The organism is Massilia psychrophila (genome assembly GCF_002760665.1).
Taxonomy (GTDB): Bacteria; Pseudomonadota; Gammaproteobacteria; order Burkholderiales; family Burkholderiaceae_D; genus JAFCUW01.
Map to the genome: position 1 here is coordinate 116,428 of NZ_PDOB01000001.1, position 16,031 is coordinate 132,458.

Consider the following 16,031-nt stretch of genomic DNA (forward strand, 5'->3'; position numbering starts at 1 on the left):
AGGCACCAATCGAGCGCCGTCCTATCGTCAATGGTGTAAGATACTGTATAAACATACAGTAAGGCGCCCAGGCGATGGAACTGACCGACAAGCTCGAAATTCTCGCTGACGCAGCCAAATACGACGCCTCCTGCGCCAGCAGTGGCGCGCCCAAGCGTTCGTCCGAGGGCAAGGACGGCATCGGCGCCACCAGCGGCATGGGCATCTGCCACAGCTATACGCCGGACGGCCGTTGCGTCTCGCTGTTAAAAATCCTGCTGACCAATTTTTGCATTTACGATTGCCAGTATTGCGTCAACCGCCGCACGTCGAACGTGCCGCGCGCGCGGTTTTCCGTCGATGAAGTCGTCAAGCTGACGATCGATTTTTACCTGCGCAACTACATCGACGGCCTGTTCCTCAGTTCCGGCATCATCCGCTCGGCCGACTACACGATGGAACAACTGGTGGCCATCGCGCGCCAGCTGCGCGAAGTGCACAATTTCCGCGGCTACATCCACCTGAAAACCATTCCCGACGCCGATCCCGACCTGATCGCCGCCGCCGGCAAATATGCCGACCGCCTCAGTGTCAACATCGAGCTGCCGACCGCCGCCAGCGTCGCGCGGCTGGCGCCGGAAAAAAGCGTGCACACCATCAAGCTGGCGATGGGTGCGATCCGCCGCAAGCTCGACGAAAGCACCCAAGAGCCGAGGGCGCCGAAGTTCGCGCCAGCCGGCCAAAGCACGCAGATGATCGTCGGCGCCGACGCCAGCGACGACCAAATCATCCTGTCGACCGCCGAAACGCTGTACAACAGCTATAAGCTCAAGCGCGTCTACTACTCGGCGTTCAGTCCGATCCCGCAAAGTCCCGCCAGCGTGCCGCTGGCACCGCCGCCGATGCTGCGCGAGCACCGGCTTTATCAAGCCGATTTCCTGCTGCGCAGCTATGGCTTCCAGGCCAGCGAGCTGTTGCCGGCCACCGGCGGCAACCTCGCGCTCGACATCGATCCCAAGCTGGCCTGGGCGCTGGCCCACCGCGAGCATTTTCCGATGGACCTGAACCTGGCCGACGCCAGCATGATCGCGCGCGTTCCCGGTATCGGCCTGCGCAACGCCAAGCGGCTGGTCGAACTGCGCCAGCTGCGCCAGATCCGCTACGTCGACCTGTCCCGGCTGCGTTGCAGCATGAAAAAAATCGCCCCCTTTATCGTCACCGCCGACTATTCGCCGGCCAATGGGGCGGCGTCTTCCGAGGTGTTGCGCCGTTCGCTCGCCGCAGCGCCGCAGCAGATGAGTTTATGGACGGAACTGAAAGCGGCCTAGTCGTCGGCCGCGCCGCCGCCGCGGCCCGCGCCGGCCAGCCACTGTTGGTGGAGGGCTTTGCGCAGTGGCGCTCGGCCGCGCGCGAACTGCTCGCATTCGACATCGCGCCCCATACGGTCACATGGATCGAGCACGCCGGTGGCGGCGACCTGTTTTCGGCGGGCGGAATGCCGGATCAAACTGCGGGTCAACCGGGCGATCAGACGCCGGATAAAACTGCTGGCGAAACAGATGGCGAAACCCCGGGCGAAACCCCGGGCGAAGCGACAGGTCAGGCTGGGCTTGCGTCCGCCCATCCGACCCTGCGTTTGCCGCGCAAGCTGATGGACATGCTGGAAACGGCCGCCTGCTGCCGGGTGGCCGACCGCTGGGCCTTCCTGTACCGCGTCGTGTGGCGTTGGCAGCATGGCGAACAGGTGGTGATGTCGGCCGCTGACGAGGACGGCAACCGGCTGCACGCGATGGTCAAGGCGGTACACCGCGAGGAACACGACATGCATGCCTACGTGCGTTTCCGCGAGCGTCCCGAGGCCGACGGCGCGCCGCGCTTCGTGGCCTGGTTCGAGCCGACCCACGACGTGCTGGCAAAAGTAGCGCGGCACTTCGTCGCCCGCATGGGCCGCACGAGTTGGCTGATCGCCACGCCCGACGCCAGCGTGGCGTGGGACGGCGAAATGCTGCACCACACCGGCCCGCTGTTGCGCAGCGCCGCCGAGTTCGACGATGCCGGCGAGGCGCTGTGGCTGACCTACTACCGCAGCATCTTCAACCCGGCGCGGCTCAATGCCAAGCTGCTGGCCAGCCATATCCCGTCGCGCTTCTGGAAAAATTTGCCGGAGGGTAACGTGGTACCGGAGATGGTATCGCAGGCCGCGCTGGGCGCGCGCCGTACCGGCCAGTTCGATGCGGTCGGCCAGCGCCGCGGCACCACCATCCCGATTGCTGCCGACCAGGCGCAACCGCAGCGCGAGGCGCCATCCACGCTCGACCAATGCCGGCGCTGCGACCTGTGGCAGCACGCCACCCAGGCGGTCGGCGGCGTCGGGCCAAAACGCGCGCGCCTCATGCTGGTCGGCGAGCAGCCCGGCGACCAGGAAGACCTGGCAGGTGCGCCCTTCGTCGGCCCGGCCGGCCAGTTGCTGGACCGGATGATGCTCGACGCCGGCCTCGACCGCCAAGAAGTCTATCTCACCAATGCGGTCAAACATTTCAAGTGGGAGCCGCGCGGCAAGCTGCGGCTGCACAAGACGCCGGCCCAGCGCGAAGTAGAGGCTTGCCGCTACTGGCTCGACCAGGAGCTGGCGCACGCGCAGCCGGACGTCGTCGTCGCGCTCGGCAGCACCGCGCTCAAGGCGGTGCTCGGTAACAGCAGCGTGACCTTGAAAGACCATGTCGGCACCCCGATCCGGCATGACGGGCGCTGGGTGGTGACGGTCTATCACCCGTCGTACGTGCTGCGGGTGCCGGACGAGGCGGCAAAAGCGCAGGCGAGGGCGGTGATCGTCGACGGCCTGAAGCTGGCGCAACGCCTGGTGAATGGGGACGGCCTTAGTTGATAACTGATCGCTGATCGCTGAGCCGCGCGGCGGCTGCCATCGCCAGTTTCACCAGTCAACAAGCGACACCTTGTTTGGCCGACTCCAGGCTGGCGATGATCCGTTCGATGTCCGTCGCGTAGAACCTGCCGGCTGGTCGATATGCAGGCTTGCTGCACCTAATTGTCAGCGTCTGCCTGGCCTGCGTGATGTGCATGTTCGGCCGCAGCGTCTTGCAGGTGTTCACGTCATCGATGATCACGCCGTCGTTTGTCGGGAAAAAGCTGCCGGTGCCGCAGTCGCTGCTCATAAAAGCCGGCATTGCCAGGGTCCAGGATCAACGTTCCCAACGGCAATAATGAATTGCCTCATGTTGTTTGAACTCAGCACAAAGCATTGTGACAAGATCGGACCGACACTATTTATTTACCGGTGTTGGGTCTGGTTTGTGGCAACTTCGGCCGACACTGTTAATTAACCCAGTGTTGCGCCTTGTACTTGAAACCGCCACGCTTTTTAAATGAGCCCGCCATGAACAAATCATCGGCAACCACAGTTCGCTTCCGCGCGGCGGCCACTGACAAAGGCCGTTGGATACGGCTGACGGCCTGCGTCGTCTGTATGGCCGCCGCAGCGAACATCCAGTACGCCTGGACCTTGTTCGTTCCCGAGATTCAGCATGCCTTTGGCTGGCCGCGCGCCAAAATCCAGCTCTCTTTCACGATTTTCGTCATCGTCCAGACATGGCTGGCCCCGCTCGAAGGCTATTTCATTGACAAATTTGGCCCGCGCCTGATCGTCGTCTTTGGCGCCGTGTTCCTGGGGGCTTCGTGGGTCATCAATTCGCAAGCGACTACGCTCACCGGGTTTTATATCGGGGCTGCCGTCGGCGGTATCGGCGTCGGCTCGATCTATGCCACCTGTATCAACAATGCGCTCAGGTGGTTCCCGGACCGTCGCGGGCTTGCCGTCGGCTTGGTGGCCGGTGCTTACGGCGCCGGCTCGGCGGCGACGATCCTGCCGATCGCGTCGATGATTGCGTCGTCGGGATTCCAGCACAGCTTCCTTTTTTTCGGCATCTTGCAAGGTTCGGTCGCGTTCGTAGCCGCATGGTTTCTGCGCGCCCCGAAAGCGTCCGAAGTGAACGCGTCGCCCCTGCTGGCGCAGGGCACCCGCAACTACACGCTGAGGGAAGCGATGCAAACCCGGCTGTTCTGGATCATGTTCATCATGTTCATCCTGATCGTCACCGGCGGCATGATGGCGGTGGCCCAGCTCGGCGTTATCGCAACCGATTTCGGCATCAAGGAATTTAAGGTGGACTTCTACTTCTTCGTGATGGCTTCCCTGCCGCTCGCACTCATGCTGGACCGCATCATGAACGGTATTTCGCGCCCGCTGTTCGGCTGGATCTCCGACCATATCGGCCGCCAGAAGACTATGGTAATCGCGTTCACGCTCGAAGGCTTCGGCATCATCGCGCTCGGCTGTTTCGGCAGCAACCCGTATGCGTTCCTGATCCTGTCCGGTGTCGTGTTCCTTGCCTGGGGCGAAGTATATTCGCTATTTTCGGCGCTGGCGGGCGACGCCTTCGGGACCAAACACATCGGTAAAATCTACGGGGTGCTGTACATGGCCAAGGGCGTAGGTGCGCTGTTCGTCCCAGTGGGCAACATGATGATGGAAGAGACCGGCACCTGGTCGACAGTCCTGTTCGCCGTTGCAACCATGGACCTGATCGCCGTCGTCCTTGCGATCGTAGTGCTGCGCCCGGTCCTCGCCAGCCATGTTGCCGATTCCCAGCGCCTGTATGCAAAAGAATCGTTTATCAAAAGCGGTGTTTCACCGGCATAGGCGTGACCGCAGCCGCAGGTCGACACCTGCCGCCGTGGTGCTGTCCCATACGCGAAAGGAAGGCCTGGACAATGTCTGCTCATCGCTCATGGCGAATGCGCAGCCTGCGAAAGCGATGAAGCTATCCAGGGGGGCGCTCAACGACTCAGCGATATCGATCCGGCTGTTCGCGCGTCTCCACGCCATAGCGCCCCTATTGATGCTTCAGCAAGCCGGATCTATTTCTTTGGCATCAGCTCGTGTAGTGCTACGACTGTAGCCTCGACGCCGGTCTTGACGGCCGGGCCCTGTGCAATTTTAAACAATGGGCTATGATGTGTCGGAAGAGTCAATGTGCCCGCGCTGGCACGCGCGATGTCTTCCGCCGGCGTCCCGCCTACCGTAAAATAGACGCTGGGGATATACGGCTCGGTAGTAAATTGAGGAAAATCTTCGGCCCCCATTCCTTCGCGGAACACCTCTTCGCCAAAGGCGTTCGTCCCCATCTGCGCGATCCACGCCGCCTTAAGGCGTTGCACCAAAGCGATAGTGTTCAAAACCGGCAGTGCCGGCGTATCGACCAAGTTTACTTCCGGTAGTTCATTCTCGGCCATGCCAGCAGCGCGCGCGGTATTTTCGGCCATGCGCTTGATGGCCTTGAGAAGCAAATTGCGCGTGGCCGCGCTCTCGCTGCGAATTGTTAACTGCAGCTTGGCGTTGTCGCCGATGATGTTGGCCTTGGTGCCGCCATGGAAGGATCCGACCGTAATCAGACCCGGCTCGCGTGGACCGAGCTCACGGCTGACGATAGTTTGCAGCCCCACCACGATGAGTGCGCCCAACACGACCGGATCTTTGCCGCGGTGTGGCTGCGCCCCGTGCGCACCCACGCCCTTGATCAGGATCTCCATGGTGTCGGCGCCCGAATACGGCGACGTTTCAGAGGCGTGCACCTTGCCTGCTTCCATATCGGCTTTGACGTGAAAGCCCAGGGCGTAGTCTGGCTGGCCAAAGCGCTTCCATAAGTCGTCCTTCATCATCAATAGCGCCCCGCCAATGCGCTCCTCAGCCGGCTGGCCGATCAGCATCAACGTGCCTGACCATGTGTTTCGTTCGGCTGCCATGCGGCGCGCGGTGCCAACCAGGCTGGTCATGTGGACGTCGTGACCGCAGGAGTGCGCCACCGGTGTCAGCGTCCCCTCGGTGTCCTTCTGCATTGCCTTCGAGGCATTGGCCAGCCCCGACTTTTCGAGCATCGGCAAGCCGTCCATGTCGGCCCGCATCATGACCATTGGCCCCGGGCCATTTTTCAGGATCGCCACTACGCCAGTCTTGCCGACGCCTTCGGTGACCTGAAAGCCGGCCGCACGCAATTCGCTTGCAAGGCGCGCTGCGGTTTTGGTTTCGAGGAAAGATAGTTCGGGGTTTCGATGGAAATAGTCAAACAGCGAAGCGAGGTGGTTGTCGTAATCCTTGGCAATGACCTGCGACAAATCGCCGGCCACAGCAGGCAACGCGCAGGTCGCTCCGACTACAAAGGCGGCAACGAGGTATTTTTTCATCAGGCAAACCTTCTCTGGTAGAAACTTCGACAACACATAATTTACATGCAAATATGAAACGCAAGTAACTTTTTTGCATTGAGCAAAAATGATCAACGAGACAAGGGGCTGGGCGGTGCACCAAATCCGGGGCGGAATCAAACCAAGGATAAAAATATTATCAACCCTATACCGAAAAGTAGGCGGAAGGGTGACAATTCGCCTCACACGTCTGGCGTGGCCGCGATCGCCTTACCGGCAGTTCGGGGGGGGCAACATCGTGCCAAAAGCGCAAAAATTACCAATCTCAACGACTCCACGCAAACGAAGGAGTTCACAGCCATCACATTTTCGACCCCACCATGGTTCAGAAAAGCTGCTGATGTGTTCGCAAAAGCTGGAGTTGTCGAATCGCGCCGTCGGTCATCGACAGCTTCCTCCGTTAAGCGTTACACCCGATTTACGATACTTCGCTGTTTGGGCAGAATACCGTGGACTGCGATCTTCTGGCAACCCGACACCGACATCAAACCTGGCATAATCGCCACGAAACAGGTATGGGCGGCCCTCTGGTGCACATGCCATCGATGTCTACATCAAACAGGATTACGACCAGTCATGGCGACAAAGAAAGCATCTCCAACCTGGAGCGACGTTAAGGGTGCCCTTAGCAATTTTGACCGTGCGGCGCTGCTTGCACTTGTGCAGGGCTTATATGCGGGTGTAAAGGAAAATCGGGACTTTCTTCATGCACGACTTGACCTCGGCAGCGATGTGCTTGGACCGTACAAGAGCGCGATAGCACGCTGGATCTCGCCTGATGTGTACAGGAATCAGGGGACATCAGTATCCAAGGCTAAGAAAGCCATTGCTGACTATAAAAAGGCCATCGGTCAAGCCGATGCGTTAGTCGAATTGATGGTGTACTACTGCGAACAAGCATCGGGGTTTTGTAATGAGTTCGGCATGGAGGACGAAGGTTATTTTGATGCATTGGTACGGATGTTCGAGCTGGCATTAAAAACGAGTTCCAGTTTGCCTGAGATCGAGCGCCTGGCATTGCGGGAGCGGCTCGCCGCTGTCGGATATACCTGCCACAACTTCGGATACGGAGTGGGTGATGAGATGGACGATTTGCAGGAAAAATACGGGCTCAATAATTGATCGCGCTGTTTCGGCGTCTTTTTCGCGGTCGCACCGATGTCTATCCGAACCGATGGGAAAGCACGAGTACGGGGAAATCGGTTTATGCGCCGGCCTGCGCCAACGAATGGTGCACCGGGATATGCGATAAGCCGCGTATCAAATGTGGGCAATGCGGCAATCGTTTATTGAAGAAGCTGTCCGATTCGGTCTATAAGGCGCGGGCATCGGCTGCGATCTCACTGATGAGAGATTTGAGAGGTTTGCGGGGGAGGCGCTCGCTGTCGATTTTGCCGGCACGCTGCGATTGGACCAGGAAATTGCTGTTGCTGCAATGCTTGGCCACGATGCAGGAGTGCTGTGTGCTCCCGCTGCCTTTGGCAAGACGGTGACGGCAGTGGCGCTGATCGCGCGGCGTGGGGTCAATACGTGGCCTCAAAGACGACATGCTGCGCGAGAAGGGTCAATCCCAGTCCTCATTGTCGCCGAACTCCTTCGGCTTGGCGCCCGTTTCGGACACGATGCACGGATATCTGTTGGCCGCCAGCGCCGCTGTCTGCCGGCCTTGTTTGGTGATCTGAAAACACCAAGAAGCGCCGAAATCGTAAAAATAGTACAGCTTCTTATGCTTGGGCAGCGGAAATATTTTCGACAAGCGGATATCCGTGACGTGCGCGTCGTCCTCATCCCATTCGCCGTCTGGCGTGAACCATGTCTTCTTGCCGTGCGTACCGTTTGCGAGGTAGAACTCGTCCAAGTGATCGTCGTCCTCGAAGTCGAGCATGCCAAGGATGTACGACGCCAAGTCCCCCAGCGTCGATTCGACCGGCACGTCCAATACGAACTGGTACGGCTCTTTGAAATGCCTGCCGCCGACGCACTCGATTACCATTGTAAAAATTCCGCTCATTGCTCGTCTGTTGAAAATATTCGGTGTGGTGACGTGAGTGCTTGCATCTACGTCCAGGGCGGCGTCGGTGAAAACGCTTGCCTGGATTGGACGGAAGCGGGATGGTATCGATAACGAAACCAACGCGGTTTACCGACATGAACGTAAATCAAGAAAACTACAAAAAATTGCTGAAGATCGTCCCGATGTTAAAAGAGATGACGTCGGCGACAACGCTCCTCGCGTCATCCGGCGCGACAGCGCTGATGAGCCTCTGCCAGTACGGCGAGCACCCGGTTGGGCACACAGTGGCTGAGCCATCCATGATCATAGCAGTGTATCAAGCTGGGGCGGCAACGCTTGTAGCGAAACGCCATGCTCTTCAAATACTCTTTGATGCTGTTGCGGCTGAGCGGCGTATGATCCGCGCGCTCCCACCGGCGCTACAGTGTCCTGGAGGTGCCACCCGCGTTACGGGCCAAATCGCTGAGCTGGCGCCAGTTCTCGACATTGTTGAGGTGCACCTCGAATTCGTCGGCTACCTGCTGCCCCATCTCGCCCGCGCGTCGTGCGCTCCTCGGTACTAAGATTCAATCGCAGTCTCATGTTTGTCACCATCCTGATCGTTACCGACCAGCATTTGAAAAGAAAAATCTGGCGATTACCGGCCATCCCATTTTCCATCACACCTGCTGAGCCTGAAATTTGTCAAACGGCGTCAAACCCGCGTAGAATGCGACTGTCGCGGGTGTAGCTCAATGGTAGAGCAGAAGCTTCCCAAGCTTACGACGAGGGTTCGATTCCCTTCACCCGCTCCAGCCAGATCAACGACCAGTTGATTTCGCCCTTTCCGGCCAGTTCGCGCCGCATCAGTTTTCTTCGCTTCCCAACGCACCGACGATGCAGGCAATGATGATGCCTTGCGGCTTTGCCGCGCGCGCCGTATCGCGCGATCGACGTTATCGAATGTATATAGAATTGGCCGGATTGCTTCCATCGCAACTGTCCAAGGAGATCCTCAATGCGTGACGCCACTTCCCGCCGTCTGCTGGCCGCCGGCCTGCTGCTCGGCGTTGCCGCCTGCGCCGAAAAATCCCGCCTGCCGGCGTTTGCCGGTGTCGGCCCGGCGCCGACGATTCCGGCGCCCACCAAGTCGCTCATCCCGACAGTGGACATTGCGCCCGCCAGGGGCTGGCCTGCCGGCGTCATGCCGACGGCGGCGGCGGGCATGGTGGTCAACCCGCTGGCGACCGGCCTGAATCATCCGCGCTGGCTGTATGTGCTGCCTAACGGCGACGTGCTGGTGGCCGAGACCAATGCGCCGCCGCGGCCGGAAGCCGGCAAGGGCATCAAGGGGTTCATCATGAAGAAGGTGATGGAAAGGGCGGGCGCCGCGGTGCCAAGTGCGAACCGCATCACCCTGCTGCGCGATGCCGATGGCGACGGCGTCGCTGAAACCCGCACCGAATTCCTCAAGGGCCTGAACTCGCCGTTCGGCATCGCCCTCGTCGGCGACGTGCTGTACGTCGCCAACGCCGACGCCGTCGTGCGTTTCCCTTACCGCGCCGGCGAGACGGCGGTCAACGCCGCGCCGGTCACGGTGGCGGCGCTGCCGGGCGGCCCGATCAATCATCATTGGACCAAGAACATCATCGCCAGCAAGGATGGCAGCAAGCTGTACGCCACCGTCGGCTCGAACAGCAACGTCGCCGAGAACGGCATCGACAAGGAAACCAACCGCGCGGCGATCCTTGAAATCGACTTGAAAACCGCCGCCACGCGGCTGTTCGCATCGGGCCTGCGCAATCCCAACGGGATGGGCTGGCAGCCACACAGCGGCGCGCTGTGGACGGTCGTGAACGAGCGCGACGAACTTGGCAGCGACCTGGTGCCCGATTACCTGACGTCGGTGAAGGACGGCGGTTTCTACGGCTGGCCGTACAGCTATTTCGGCAGCCACGTCGACGCCCGGGTCACGCCGCCGCGGCCCGACATGGTAGCGAAAGCCATTGTGCCCGACTACGCGCTCGGCGCGCACGTGGCCGCGCTTGGCCTGGTATTTTACGAGGGCAGCCTGTTCCCGCCGCAGTACGCGGGCGGCGCCTTTATCGGCCAGCACGGATCGTGGAACCGCAAGCCGCTCAGTGGCTACAACGTCGTGTTCGTCCCCTTTGCAAACGGCAAGCCGAGCGGCAAACCTGCCGAGATCCTGACCGGTTTCGTCAACCAGGACGGCGACGCTTTCGGCCGCCCGGTCGGCGTCGCGGTGGACAAGGCTGGTGCGCTGCTGGTGGCGGACGACGTCGGCAACGCGGTGTGGCGCGTCAGGCCTGCCGCGATGCAGTGATGGTGCGATGGTGCGCCAGCGAAGCTAGCCGCAGCCGTCGATCATCAGCACCGGCACGCTGGTCCAGATGACTCCCAACATTGCCAGCACTGCGCCGCCGGCCTGCGCCCAGTCAAGCAGGCGGGGGGTGTTCGCGTCGTTTTTCGCGCCATCTTTCGCGCCATCGCGCAGCGTGGCGCGGGCACGCCACAGCAGCGTCGCGCACGCGCCGAGCGCCAGTACCGACAACATCGCCAGCATCGCGTGGCGCGGCGCCTGCGGCGTGATGAGCGCGGGGCTGCACTGCGCCGCCACCAACAGGTAGACGGCAAAGAAGTGAAACGCCCATACTAGCAGCGGCAAGGTCCCGTACAGCAGCCGAATGAAAAAGCGGTCGCTCATGTTCACCCCATCAGCGTTGGCACGATATGGATCGCCAGCGACGCGGCAATGCCCTGCAGCGTCGTGTAATGCCACATCAGCGCGGTGTTGTCGAGCGTGGCGCGGCTGGCGGACGTCACGTGTCCGCTCCACGCGCGCGCACACAGGTACAGTGCGGCCAGCGCGATGCCGGCAACGTGCAGCCCCTGGTAGGCCAGCAGCGCCGCCACCGCCGCGCTCCATGCAAGGCTGGTGGGCTCCAGTCCTGCCAGGCGATGGCCGTTGAAGTCGCAGGCGAACGCGGCGCCCATGCACGCCAGCGCGGCCAGCACCAGCCATGGCAGGACCGGCTTGCCGGCGCCGGTGCCGATGTCAATGCTGCGCCGCGCTAGGGCGAACAGTGCCGAGCCGGCCACCAGCAGGCTGCCGGACAGCCACGGCCACAGCGGATCGGCCAGCGCGGCATTCGGCGGCGGGCACACCGTCAGGCGCATCGAGATGTGAATGTAGGCGAACACGAACGACGCGAAGATGCTGGCGTCGACCACCAGCATGATGATCGTCGCCCACCACGATGGCGCCGCCGCGCCGGTGGCGCCGACCGGCAGCGTCAGCGTGTCCGATACTTTCGCCGTCTCGATCGGCGCCGGCCGGTCGCCCTGCCATAGCCAGACGATGATGGCGGTCACCGCAGCGATGCCGCAAGCGAACGCAATGAGCGTCATCTTGACGGTCAGCAGCAGGAAGAAGCCGGCCGTGCCGGCGGCGGCAATCAGCGGCCACCAGCTGTCGGTCGGCAGGATCAGTACGTAGCGCGGCTCGGCGCTGACCGGGCTGGTGACGATCGTTTCGCGCTTGCCGCTGGCGCTGCCCGGCAGGTAGTGGCGGCCAGCCTCGACCTCGGCGGCGAGCCCGGGCTGGTCCCACAGCGGCTCCATCGACGTGATGTGCGGGATGCTGCGGTTGTTGTAGTATTCCGACGGCAGCCATTCCAGCGTCGCCGCCTTCCACGGGTTGCCGACCTGCTTGCCGACCTTGCGGAAAGTGCGCACCGCATCGGCGACGAACAGCAGTACGCCGGCGGCGAGGATGAAGGCGCCCACCGTCGACGCCAGGTTCAGGCCGTTCCACCCCAGGTCGGCCGCGTACGTGTAGACCCGGCGCGGCATGCCGAGCAGGCCGGTGATGTGCATCGGGAAGAAGGCCAGGTTGAAGCCGCCGAACATCAGCGCGAACACCCAGCGCGCCACCGGCTCCGACAACCGGTTGCCATTGATGAGCGGGATCCAGTAATACATCGCCGCGAACACCGGGAACACCATGCCGCCGATGAGCACGTAGTGAAAGTGGGCGACCACGAAATAGGTGTCGTGCACCTGCCAGTTGAACGGCAGCACCGCCACCATCACGCCGGTCAGCCCGCCGAGCACGAAAATGAACATGAAGCCGAGCAGGAACAGCGTCGGCCCGGTGATGCGCACAGTGCCGCGCCACAGCGTTGCGATCCAGGCGAACAGCTGGATCGCAGTCGGCACTGCAACTGCCATGCTGGCGGCGGACACGAAGCTCATCTCCAGCACGCCCAGGCCGGCGGTGAACATGTGATGCGCCCACAGCGCAAAACTGAAGAACCCGACCGCCACCAGCGCCACGACGATCTGGGTGCGCCCTACCAGCGGCGTGCCGGCAATCGTCGGGATCATGGTCGACACCATGCCGGCCGCCGGCAGGAAGATGATGTACACCTCGGGATGGCCGAAGAACCAGAACAGGTGCTGCCAGAGGATCGGGTCGCCGCCGCGGTCGGCGATGAAAAACGGCCAGTCGTAGGCGCGCTCGAGCTCGAGCAGCGCGGTGCCGGCGATGATGGCGGGAAAGGCAAACACGATCATCACGCCGACCACCAGCATGGCCCAGGCGTACACCGGCATCCGGCCCAGCGTCATGCCGGGCGCGCGGGTGAACAGGATGCCGACGATCAGTTCGATCGCGCCGGCAATCGCCGAGATTTCGATGAAGCCGATCCCGAGCAGCCAGAAGTCAGCGTTCAGGCCAGGCGAATACTGCTTGCCTGTCAGCGGCGGATACATGAACCAGCCGCCGTCCGGCGCCAGCCCGGCGAACAGGGTGCAGAAAAATGCCAGCCCGCCGATCGCATAGGCCCAGAACGCATACGCCGACAGGCGCGGGAACGGCAGGTCGCGCGCGCCGAGCATGTTGGGCAGCAGGTAGACCGCAATCGCTTCGACCACCGGTATCGCGAACAGGAACATCATCACCGTGCCGTGCATGGTGAACACCTGGTTGTAGGTGGCGGCACTGAGCAGGGTATTTTCCGGCACTGCGAGCTGGGCGCGCATCATCAGGCCCAGAATCCCGGCGAGAACGAAGAACAGCAGTGCCGTGCCGATGTACAGCAGGCCGATGCTGGTGTTGTTGACGCTGGAGAAAAAGCGCCAGCCGACAGGCGTCTTCCACGCCGCTTGAAGGCGTTCGAGTTCCCCGGCGGGGCGCGGCAAGGAGCTGGGCAAGGCGCTGGGCAGGGCGCTGGGCAGGGTGTCAGGGACGGCGGCTGTCATTTGAGATGCTCGAGGTAGGCGGCGAGGGCGCGCAGCGACTCGCCGTCAAGATCGGCGGCAGCAGGCATGCGCGCGCCAGGCTTGATGGCCTGCGGATCGGCGATCCAGCCGGCCAGCGTGCCGCGGTGGGTGCGCAGCGTGCCGGCCGCGATGTGCAGGCGGCTGCCGACGTGGGTCAGGTCCGGTCCCAGCCGTGGTTCGCCAACCAGGCCTGCCACACCTGCCACACCAGCCACACCAGCCACGCCGGTCACACCGGTCACGCCGCGGATCGTGTGACAGGCGCCGCAGCGCTGGTCGATGAACGCCTGGCGCCCGCGCGCCAGGAAGGCATCCCGCGGCGGTGCGGCCGGCTCCAGTTGGCGCGCCAGCCAGGCGTCGAACTCTTGCTCCGTTTCGGCCACCACGTGCAGTGCCATGCGCGCGTGCTGCTCACCGCAATATTCGGCGCACTGGCCGCGGTACACGCCGGGCGTATCGGCGTGTACGGTCAGGCCCGTCACGCGGCCCGGCACCATGTCTCTTTTTCCGTTCAGCGCCGGCACCCACAGGCTGTGGATGACGTCGCTGGAAGTGAGCCCGAGGTAGACCGCTCGTCCGACGGGAATGTGGATTTCGTTGGCGGTGATGACTTCGCGCCCGCTCGCCTTGTCGCGGTAGCGCACTTCCCACCACCACATTTTGGCGGTGACGGAGATGGCCAGCGACTGCTGCGACGACTGCGGCGTCAGCTGCGCACTGCGCCAGGTGCTCCAGGCCAGCAGCGCCGACAGCACCACGGCGGGGAACGCAATGCCGGCGCCGGCAATCCAGCGCATCGGACGCACAGGGCGTGGCCGGCCGCGCACCCCGAGCGCAAGCAGCGCCATGACGGTAATGAAAATCAGCGCACCGGCGCCGAACATCACCCACGCGAATTGGCCGATGATGACCGCGTCAGGTCCGGCCGGATGCAGCACCGACTGCGAGGGAACGTTCATTGAAGCGTACTCATTGCAGCGTGCTCATTGCAGCGTGTACAGGTAGGCCGCCATGTGGCGCGCTTCGCCGGGCGAGACGCCCAGGTCCGGCATCGACGTGCCCGGCTTGACGGCGGCGGGGTTCACCAGCCAAGCGCCAAGCGCATCTGGCTGGTTGGGAATGGCGCCGGCGATGTAGCTGTTGCGGCCAAAGCGATCGAGTGACGGACCGGCAGTGCCGCGCGCCGCGGGGACGTCAGGAATGGTGTGACACGATCCGCACTGGTACTGGCCGATCAGCCGCCTACCCAGTGTCGCATCGCCACCCACCACGCGCAGCGGCGCCGGGCTTTCACTGCAGGCAGCCAGCGCCAATGTAAAAAAAAATGCCGCCGCAACGGCACCGGCTGAGGCTGCATGGGTGGGAAACACGCGCACGGTTGAACCCTGCGAAAGCTTAATTGCTATATATAATACAAGAAAAAATGCTGGCGTTTTTTTCAACCGAACGCGCTACCGAGCGCTTCCCCCATGCCTTCCAACCGCACGCGCCTGATTCTTATCACCGCCGCCACCACCCTGGTGCTGGCGGCGCTGGCGGGCGTGCTGCTCGGCGTCGTCGTGCTCAAGGCCGGCTGGTACAACGTCGGCGCGACACGCCAGCACTTTCAAGTTGTTTATAGCGTGCTGGAACAGGGCATGCGCGAGTCGGTTCGCCACCATGCGCGCGCCGTGACGGTGCCGGCGCTGACGGCGCCGCGGCAGATACGGCGCGGCGCGCAGGTGTACCGCGATAACTGCGCGCAGTGCCACGGCGGGCCCGGCTTTGCCCAGTCCGACTGGGGCAAGAGCATGCAGCCCTTGCCTGGCCCCCTGGTCGGCGCCACGCGGCGCTGGAAAGCCGGCGAGCTGTACTGGATCACCCGCCATGGCATCAAGCTGAGCGGCATGCCCGCGTGGGAATACCACCTGGCCGACGAGGACCTGTGGGCGGTGGTCGCGTTCATGCACCGGCTGCCTTCGCTGACGCCGAAAGCCTACGACGAAATCACCGCGCGCGAGGCGAGCCGATGAGGCGCGCGATCTTGTCGGCGGCAGTGCTGGCGACCGCACTGGCGTTGGCGCTGAGCGCCTGCGGCGAGCGCCGCGCGCTATCTGCGCTGGCCGGCAACCCGGAGCGCGGCAAGGTGGCGCTGACCCAGTATGCCTGCAGCGCATGCCACATGATTCCCGGCGTGACCGGGTCAGAGGTGTTTGTCGGCCGGCCGCTAGGCGGCCTGGCCGAGCGCAAATTCATCGCCGGCTCGCTGCCGAACAACCAGGAAAACCTGATCAGGTGGATCCGCAACCCGAGGCAGATCGACCCGCTCACCGCCATGCCGGTGCTCGACGTGACGCAAGCGGATGCGCGCGACATGTCGGCCTACTTGCTGACCCGGCGCTAAGCGAAAGCGAACGTAGCTTGCAAGATATAATGACGCCCGAACCTTATTTTTTACCATCGCATCCCATGTCTTCAGATTCTCCTCCAGGCGGCA

16 protein-coding genes and 1 tRNA gene are annotated in these 16,031 nt (G+C 62.6%); 10 read left to right on the forward strand and 7 right to left on the reverse strand.

The genetic code is table 11. The features are described 5' to 3' along the window. The first annotated feature begins 74 nt into the window (after positions 1–74). Both CR103_RS00510 and CR103_RS00515 read left to right on the forward strand, forming a co-directional pair. On the forward strand, positions 75–1,307 hold the full coding sequence (locus tag CR103_RS00510) for a putative DNA modification/repair radical SAM protein (RefSeq protein ID WP_099914057.1): 1,233 nt from the start codon (positions 75–77) through the stop codon (positions 1,305–1,307). Further along, entirely contained in the window at positions 1,283–2,863 is a 1,581-nt protein-coding gene (locus CR103_RS00515) for a UdgX family uracil-DNA binding protein (protein ID WP_099914058.1), read from the forward strand. Before CR103_RS00510 ends, CR103_RS00515 begins: the two co-directional genes overlap by 25 nt. Before the next feature lie 55 nt (positions 2,864–2,918). Here the strand turns inward: CR103_RS00515 and CR103_RS00520 are convergent, their stop codons facing one another. After that, positions 2,919–3,152, reverse strand: coding sequence for a hypothetical protein (locus CR103_RS00520; RefSeq protein ID WP_218968432.1), 234 nt, complete (start codon positions 3,150–3,152; stop codon positions 2,919–2,921). A 221-nt stretch (positions 3,153–3,373) separates the two neighbouring features. Here CR103_RS00520 and oxlT point away from each other — a divergent pair, with 221 nt between their 5' ends. Next, positions 3,374–4,696 carry an oxalate/formate MFS antiporter gene (gene oxlT, locus CR103_RS00525; RefSeq protein WP_099914060.1) on the forward strand — a complete coding sequence of 441 codons (1,323 nt, stop codon included), beginning with the start codon at positions 3,374–3,376 and terminating at the stop codon, positions 4,694–4,696. Between the two features lie 218 nt (positions 4,697–4,914). Here oxlT and CR103_RS00530 read toward each other — a convergent pair whose 3' ends face one another. Further along, the gene (locus tag CR103_RS00530; protein WP_099914061.1) at positions 4,915–6,237 is read right to left on the reverse strand and encodes an amidohydrolase; all 1,323 of its coding nucleotides are present in this window, start codon (positions 6,235–6,237) and stop codon (positions 4,915–4,917) included. A 597-nt stretch (positions 6,238–6,834) separates the two neighbouring features. Between CR103_RS00530 and CR103_RS00535 the strand changes: the two genes are divergently transcribed. Together CR103_RS00535 and CR103_RS24285 are read left to right on the forward strand one after the other, a co-directional pair. After that, positions 6,835–7,380, forward strand: a complete 546-nt coding sequence (locus CR103_RS00535; RefSeq protein ID WP_099914062.1) for a hypothetical protein — start codon at positions 6,835–6,837, stop codon at positions 7,378–7,380. Further along, a complete protein-coding gene (locus tag CR103_RS24285) occupies positions 7,377–7,751 on the forward strand; it encodes a TOTE conflict system archaeo-eukaryotic primase domain-containing protein (RefSeq protein WP_441293453.1) in 375 nt (124 codons plus the stop codon). Before CR103_RS00535 ends, CR103_RS24285 begins: the two co-directional genes overlap by 4 nt. Before the next feature lie 71 nt (positions 7,752–7,822). Here the strand turns inward: CR103_RS24285 and CR103_RS00550 are convergent, their stop codons facing one another. Next, a complete protein-coding gene (locus CR103_RS00550) occupies positions 7,823–8,269 on the reverse strand; it encodes an IS1096 element passenger TnpR family protein (RefSeq protein WP_099914063.1) in 447 nt (148 codons plus the stop codon). A 137-nt stretch (positions 8,270–8,406) separates the two neighbouring features. Between CR103_RS00550 and CR103_RS00555 the strand changes: the two genes are divergently transcribed. The 3 genes from CR103_RS00555 (at position 8,407) to CR103_RS00565 (ending at position 10,595) form a co-directional block, all read left to right on the forward strand. Further along, positions 8,407–8,835 (forward strand): hypothetical protein, encoded by a 429-nt coding sequence (locus CR103_RS00555; RefSeq protein WP_143752484.1) that lies wholly within the window; start codon positions 8,407–8,409, stop codon positions 8,833–8,835. Between the two features lie 157 nt (positions 8,836–8,992). Then, positions 8,993–9,066: transfer RNA gene (locus tag CR103_RS00560), tRNA-Gly, on the forward strand. Positions 9,067–9,269: 203 nt separating this feature from the next. Continuing rightward, the gene (locus CR103_RS00565) at positions 9,270–10,595 is read left to right on the forward strand and encodes a PQQ-dependent sugar dehydrogenase (protein ID WP_099914065.1); all 1,326 of its coding nucleotides are present in this window, start codon (positions 9,270–9,272) and stop codon (positions 10,593–10,595) included. A 24-nt stretch (positions 10,596–10,619) separates the two neighbouring features. Here CR103_RS00565 and CR103_RS00570 read toward each other — a convergent pair whose 3' ends face one another. The 4 genes from CR103_RS00570 to CR103_RS00585 are packed head-to-tail and all read right to left on the reverse strand — an operon-like array spanning position 10,620 to position 14,931. After that, positions 10,620–10,976 carry a hypothetical protein gene (locus CR103_RS00570; protein ID WP_099914066.1) on the reverse strand — a complete coding sequence of 119 codons (357 nt, stop codon included), beginning with the start codon at positions 10,974–10,976 and terminating at the stop codon, positions 10,620–10,622. A 2-nt stretch (positions 10,977–10,978) separates the two neighbouring features. Beyond that, positions 10,979–13,534 carry a cbb3-type cytochrome c oxidase subunit I gene (locus tag CR103_RS00575; RefSeq protein WP_099914067.1) on the reverse strand — a complete coding sequence of 852 codons (2,556 nt, stop codon included), beginning with the start codon at positions 13,532–13,534 and terminating at the stop codon, positions 10,979–10,981. Next, on the reverse strand, positions 13,531–14,514 hold the full coding sequence (locus CR103_RS00580) for a cytochrome c oxidase subunit II (RefSeq protein WP_099914068.1): 984 nt from the start codon (positions 14,512–14,514) through the stop codon (positions 13,531–13,533). The genes CR103_RS00575 and CR103_RS00580 overlap by 4 nt, the downstream gene beginning before the upstream one ends. Before the next feature lie 24 nt (positions 14,515–14,538). Beyond that, positions 14,539–14,931 (reverse strand): c-type cytochrome, encoded by a 393-nt coding sequence (locus CR103_RS00585; protein WP_229442556.1) that lies wholly within the window; start codon positions 14,929–14,931, stop codon positions 14,539–14,541. 93 nt (positions 14,932–15,024) lie between these two features. On the opposite strand from CR103_RS00585, the gene CR103_RS23115 reads away from it, so the two are divergent. Together CR103_RS23115 and CR103_RS23120 are read left to right on the forward strand one after the other, a co-directional pair. Continuing rightward, positions 15,025–15,567 carry a c-type cytochrome gene (locus CR103_RS23115; protein WP_229442558.1) on the forward strand — a complete coding sequence of 181 codons (543 nt, stop codon included), beginning with the start codon at positions 15,025–15,027 and terminating at the stop codon, positions 15,565–15,567. Then, positions 15,564–15,938: a c-type cytochrome gene (locus CR103_RS23120; protein WP_229442560.1), complete on the forward strand. Its 375-nt coding sequence runs from the start codon at positions 15,564–15,566 to the stop codon at positions 15,936–15,938. Before CR103_RS23115 ends, CR103_RS23120 begins: the two co-directional genes overlap by 4 nt. The last annotated feature ends 93 nt before the right edge of the window (positions 15,939–16,031 follow it).